We start from the raw sequence: 5,976 nt of genomic DNA, 5'->3' as shown, positions 1-5,976 counted from the left end.
CCGGTTTGCCGGTGGTCGTTGCTGAAGATCCGCTGACCTGTGTAGCACGTGGCGGTGGTAAAGCGCTGGAGATGCTGGATAAGCACGCGTTTGAACTGCTAACTCACGACTAACCTGTGCCTTACGCTAAATCTATCTTATTAAGACGCCTTTTTATGCCGTTGTTGCGTAAGGGGGTGTCTTATTAAGCCTATCTTCCGAAGTGGATCTTCCCGCTTTTTCATTGTTGTTCTTCTACTGTCTATCCTGCTGATCACTGCCGATGTGTTCTGGAACGGTATGCGGCAGGGGCGTGCGTACATCTCCTTGGTGTTAACGCCTGTGCAGTGGCTGGTGGATCTTCCTGCTGAGCTGGCTGATGAAGTCTCGGATGTGGTGGTTGATCGCGGTTTGCTGATGAAGGAAAACGCGCGTCTGAAAGCTGAGGCCTTGCTGCTGGAGCAAAAAGGCCAACAGCTCGATAGCCTGAACAAAGAGAACAGTCGCTTGCGTTCGTTGCTGAACGGGCGTGCCCGCATTCCCAATGCCGTTACGTTGGTGGAGCTGATCGGCGTGAATCCCGATCCGTTTCAGCATCAGGTGGTGGTCAACCGGGGGAGTGAGGACGGTTTGTTTCTTGGACAGCCGGTCCTGGATTCTGGCGGCATCATGGGTCAGATTGTAGAGATGTCCCATTATACCAGTCGTGTAATGTTGATTACGGATGCCCGACATGCGATCCCCGTCGAGCTGAACCGGACCGGGTTCCGGGCGATTGCGCTGGGTAAAGGCGAGCCGGATGAGCTTGAGCTTCAGCACGTCTCGGATACGATCGATATTCAGGAGGGTGATCTGTTGGTGACTTCTGGTTTGGCTGGGCGTTTCCCGCGTGGTTATCCTGTGGCAGTGGTGACCGAAGTAATCCATGATCCAGGCCTCTCGTTTACGAAAGTACGTGCTAAACCGTCAGCGCGATTAGACAAAAGCCGTCACCTACTCTTGGTCGATCCGCTTGTGGAAATGACTGAGCAGACTGATGCTGATGCACAAGCTGATACGGTGATCGTGGAGTCAGTTGAGTGAGTCAACGTCAGCAAGGCGGTGGACTGATTATTTTTGCCACATTTTTATGTGGAATTGTACTCAGTCAGATGCCGTTACCTGAGTTTATCGGTTGGGCACGTCCCGAGTGGGTCGCTATGATTTTGATCTATTGGGTCATAGCCCTGCCGCAGTCTGTGGGTGTCGGTTCTGGTTTTGTGGCGGGGCTGGTACTTGATGTCATCCGCGGTAGCGTATTGGGTGCTAATGCGTTAGCGCTAACCATTGTTGCTTATATCGCAATGACGCTTTATCGCCGTATGCGGGTTTTTCCTCTTTGGCAGCAGTCCCTGCTGGTGATGGTGTTGGTTGGCATCCATCAGCTTATTCTGCATTGGATTCAAATGTTTGTGGGCTATACCGGTGATAGTTTGCTGTTTTTGCTGCCTGCGCTGGTGAGTGCTCTCTTCTGGTCTCCTATTTTCGTTTTTTTACGCCGTATAAGGCGAACTTTTTATGTCTCCTGATACTCTTAAAGACTTACATGTGGATAAGGCTGTAAGTAATCAGCTAGTGTTGGCATCTGCATCACCACGCCGTCGCGAGCTATTGCAACAGATTGGTGTACAGTTTTCGGTGCAGCCGGTTGATATCTGTGAGGATGTATTAACCGACGAATCTGCTGAAGTATATGTCGCACGACTGGCGCGAGAAAAGGCAGAGCTCGGTTTGCAGCGTAGCGGTGCTAAAGCAGCACTGGGATCAGATACATCGGTGGTTATGTCCGGTGAGATTCTCGGTAAGCCAAAGGATGCATCAGATGCTGAGCGTATGTTGATGTCGCTCTCTGGCAGTGAGCACCAGGTGATGACCGGCGTTGCGCTGGCGACAGAATATGAGACACAGGTGTGCGTTGTCACAACTGTTGTACACTTTAAAGAGTTAACCCCTGAAATATGTCGCGCCTACTGGGCCAGCGATGAGCCTTGTGATAAGGCTGGTGCTTACGGTATTCAGGGGTTGGGCGCTGTATTTGTAGACCGCATTGAGGGCAGTTATTCCTCTGTGGTTGGATTGCCGCTGGCGGAAACAGCCGAGATGCTGACGCACGCGGGAATACCCATTTGGCAGCCAGTTTGAGTTGCGTCTACGCCAAGGAGCGAACATGGGCGAAGAGATACTGATTAATTTTACCCCGATGGAAACCCGGGTTGCCGTTATTGAAAACGGTATGCCGCAAGAGGTGTACATTGAGCGGGTTCGCCGACGGGGTATCGTCGGCAATATCTATCAGGGCAAAGTTGTACGTGTGTTGCCTGGTATGCAGGCTGCATTTGTCGAAATTGGTCTGGAACGCGCTGCGTTTATCCATGTAGAAGATGTACTGCCGCAAACGGCTACTTCTGAAGAGAAAAGTAACGCGTCCATCTCTCATCAATTGCGAGAAGGTCAATCGTTGGTGGTACAAGTCACCAAAGACCCCATCGGAACAAAAGGCGCACGTCTGACCACACACCTGTCTATTCCATCCCGTTACTTGGTATATATGCCGGGTAATGATCATATTGGCGTGTCTCAGCGAATCGAAGATGTGGAAGAGCGTGACCGTCTACGCAGTACTATTGCGGGTTTGCTGAAAGAGATTACCGATGATGAAGAAAACGGAAAATCTCCCGGCGGCTTTATTCTGCGTACGGTTGCCGAAGGCGCTTCTGAGGCGGAGTTAAAAGAAGATATTAAATTCCTGCGCCGATTGTGGGGCAAAATTCAGCGCAATCTGAAAGGTGCCAAAGCGCCATCGGTGATCTATGAAGATCTGCCGCTGAATATGCGTACCTTGCGCGATATGGCGCATACGGGGTTAGAACGTATCCGTATCGATTCCCGCGAAACCTATCAGAAAGCAACTGAATTTGTACAGAGTCTGGTGCCAGAGATTGCTGAAAAGCTGGAATACTATCCCGGTGAGCGGCCTATCTTTGATCTCTTCAATGTCGAAGAGGAGTTGCAGCGTGCATTGGGACGTAAAGTCGAGCTGAAATCCGGTGGTTATCTGATCTTTGATCAGACCGAAGCGATGACGACGGTGGATGTGAATACTGGCGCGTTCGTCGGACATCGTAACCTTGAAGAGACCATCTTCAAAACCAATCTGGAAGCGGCCACTGCGATTGGGCGCCAGCTACGCCTGCGTAATTTGGGCGGCATTATTATCCTCGATTTTATCGACATGGAAGATCCGGATCATCAGCGTCAGGTGTTACGAACGCTGGAGCGGGTGTTGGAGAAAGATCACGCTAAATGCAAAGTGACCGGCGTGTCAGAGCTGGGTTTGGTGGAGATGACCCGTAAGCGTACACGGGAAAGTCTTGAGCATGTGCTTTGTGAGACGTGTGAGCAGTGTCAGGGACGTGGTTCGATCAAAACACCGGAAACTGTTTGCTACGAAATTTTTCGTGAAATTTTGCGGCAGCATCGAGCGTACGATACGGACTCCTACCTGGTGTTAGCTGCACAAAATGTAGTGGACTATATGGTCGATGATGCATCTGACCATGTGGCAGAACTGGAAGCGTTTATTAGTAAAACGATTCGCTTTCAGATTGAACCTATGTACGGTGCCGAACATTACGACGTGGTGTTGCGGTAGCAGGGTAGACAATGATCGCCCGAACAAAAAAATTGATCTGGCTGAGTTACTGGGTACTGGTAGCTCTGCTGGGCTTATCTGCATTACTGGTTGTGACTCTGCGGCTGGTATATCCGGCGCTGCCTGATTATCAGCAAAGTATCGAATCCCATTTGTCTGAAGCGTTGGATTCCGAGGTAAGTTTTACCCGGATGAATACCTACTGGCGTGGACAAAACCCCGTGCTGGAACTGGAAGGGTTACGCGTCAGCGGTGCAACGGAAGTGACCGTTGATAATGCTGTACTGGCGTTGGATCTGCCTCGCTCTCTGGCTTTTCAGCAACTGGTATTTACTCAGCTAGAAGTTAACCAGCCCTACATTAAAGTTGTTGCCGACCTTCCTGAAGTCTCTACCGATGATCCGTCTTCCCGACCATTAAACCCCGATGATGCAAAAGGTGCTCAACTGCTGAGCCTATTGCTAAGGCAGGAACGCATTTCTGTTTCTGATGCTTCGATAGAGCTGCACGTGGGGGAGCTCCCCCCAGTGACATTGACATCTTTTTCCGCCCACCTCCGTTCTAGCGGTCAGTTACATCAGCTAAAGGTTGGGGCGGCGTTGACTGCCGGTGGTGCCAGCGCTCCTTTTCGCTTTGTGGCTGAGGTCAATGGAAGTCCGGCGCGGCGGCCTCTTAATTTTTATTTTGATCTGCCCGGGATGCCGCCGCAGGTTCTGAATCCCTGGTTTGAGTATGCGGGGCTTGAGCCGATTAAGGCCCTGGATGGGCATATTAAACTATGGGGCGCCTATCGGAGAAACGCGCTGGAATATGCCTATCTTGATACACAGATATCCACACTGCAGGCTGCTACTCAGTCGTTAACTGATACTCAGATTTTGTTGAGCCTTCAACCCGCGGAAAGCGGTTATCAGGCTCAGTTGAGCGGAAAGCTGACTGCAAATGATAAGCCCTATGAGTTGCCTTTGGTGACGGCGAATTGGGAGCAAGGGTTGGGGTTAATGCCTGACCAGCTGGCGATGGATTCGCTCGATCTGAAACAGTTGAAGGGTTGGCTGGATGGGCAGTCTTTTTTGCCCCATATCGGGCAGCGTGCTGTGACGATGCTGAACCCTCGTGGGTATGTCGAGCAGTTGGACATCCGTTGGACATCGCCTGAATGGACATCTTTTGTTGCGAATGCTGATTTGGTTGATGTTTCAGTGTCGCCTTGGGGCGGGGCACCGGGTTTACGTCATATTACCGGCCGCTTACGTCACGACATAGGGGGAGGCTCGGTTGATCTGGACAACAACCAGTTCGCGATGTCTTTCCCTGATCTGAAGATGCCCGAGTGGCAGTACAGTTTTGCCCGAGGGCACGTTAACTGGCGTTTAACCGATAGTGCGGTGGAAGTAGGGTCGGGGCTGCTACAGCTCAAAAATGAAGATGTGACGGCATCGGGACGTTTTTTCTTTCGTTTACCTTACGATAAAGAGGGGCAGACGGATCTGACACTGCTGATTGGTGTCAGAGATAGCTTAGGTACTGCGTTTAAAGACTACATTCCGCCCAAGGAAGTGGGGGTGGCGACGCATAAATGGCTTATGAGCGCGATACAGGGAGGCCAGGTTCATACTGGCGGCTTTATGTTGAATGCGAATACGCGTTCCCGTTTACCGGACTATCAAAAGCCTGTTGTGCAGTTGTTTCTGGATGTGGATAAGTTGCAGTTTGGGTTTGATCCCAGCTGGCCGAGTGTGACTCAGGGGAAGGGGTATTTCCTCTATCGTGACTTTGGCTTTCTCACAGAGGCTTCAGGCAGGTTACTCGATTCCAGAGTGAAAGAGGCATGGGTTTACAGCGCGCCGGGTGCAACACGTCTGCAAATACTGGGGAATGCTCAAGGGGATGCAAAGGATATCCGCAAAATTTTGCTGCAAACGCCTATTCGTAGTGAGGTGGGTTCGGAATTACCACGTTGGGAGTGGTCGGCAAAAGCGGATACAAAGCTGGATATTGATATCGCCCTGAACGGTAAGCGTGCTCCCGTCGTAAAGGCCTCGACGCGATTGCGTGAAGGACGTTTTATTTCTGTCGAAAATCGCCTGTCTTTTGAAAAAATATCGGGTGAGCTTCGTTTTAGCACCGAAACAGGGTTAAAGAGCAAGAGGCTGGATGGTCGGTTATTTGGGCAACCCGTCAAAGCGGTGATCGAATCGTCACGCGATGAAACAAGTGGTCAGCTGACGCGGCTTGTTCTGGACGGAAAGGCCGACATTCGTCAAGTACAGGAATGGCTGAATCAGCCCTATCTGGCTGTTGCT

The 5,976-nt window shown here is 51.1% G+C and carries 5 protein-coding genes and 1 pseudogene; all 6 read left to right on the top strand.

The features are described from left to right. Positions 1-113, top strand: a pseudogene (locus tag ABYW01_RS12025) (rod shape-determining protein); the annotation flags it as partial. A 70-nt stretch (positions 114-183) separates the two neighbouring features. Further along, on the top strand, positions 184-1,062 hold the full coding sequence (gene mreC / locus ABYW01_RS12020; RefSeq protein ID WP_372832955.1) for a rod shape-determining protein MreC: 879 nt from the start codon (positions 184-186) through the stop codon (positions 1,060-1,062). After that, complete coding sequence (mreD, locus tag ABYW01_RS12015) at positions 1,059-1,547, top strand: rod shape-determining protein MreD (RefSeq protein WP_372832954.1); 489 nt, start codon at positions 1,059-1,061, stop codon at positions 1,545-1,547. Before mreC ends, mreD begins: the two co-directional genes overlap by 4 nt. Further along, complete coding sequence (locus ABYW01_RS12010; protein ID WP_372832951.1) at positions 1,537-2,160, top strand: nucleoside triphosphate pyrophosphatase; 624 nt, start codon at positions 1,537-1,539, stop codon at positions 2,158-2,160. Before mreD ends, ABYW01_RS12010 begins: the two co-directional genes overlap by 11 nt. Before the next feature lie 25 nt (positions 2,161-2,185). Further along, positions 2,186-3,670: a ribonuclease G gene (gene rng / locus ABYW01_RS12005; protein ID WP_372832948.1), complete on the top strand. Its 1,485-nt coding sequence runs from the start codon at positions 2,186-2,188 to the stop codon at positions 3,668-3,670. Positions 3,671-3,681: 11 nt separating this feature from the next. After that, positions 3,682-5,976: YhdP family protein (locus tag ABYW01_RS12000; protein WP_372832947.1), on the top strand; the 2,295-nt coding region annotated here is incomplete at its 3' end.

The organism is Pontibacterium sp., assembly GCF_041587635.1.
Taxonomy (GTDB): domain Bacteria; phylum Pseudomonadota; class Gammaproteobacteria; order Pseudomonadales; family Balneatricaceae; genus Pontibacterium.
This window is presented reverse-complemented; position numbering and strand designations above follow the sequence as displayed.

Coding starts and splice junctions, on each gene's coding strand:
- ABYW01_RS12010 (WP_372832951.1), top strand. CDS start 1,537: ATGTCTCCTGATACTCTTAAAGACTTACATGTGGATAAGGCTGTAAGT.
- rng (WP_372832948.1), top strand. CDS start 2,186: ATGGGCGAAGAGATACTGATTAATTTTACCCCGATGGAAACCCGGGTT.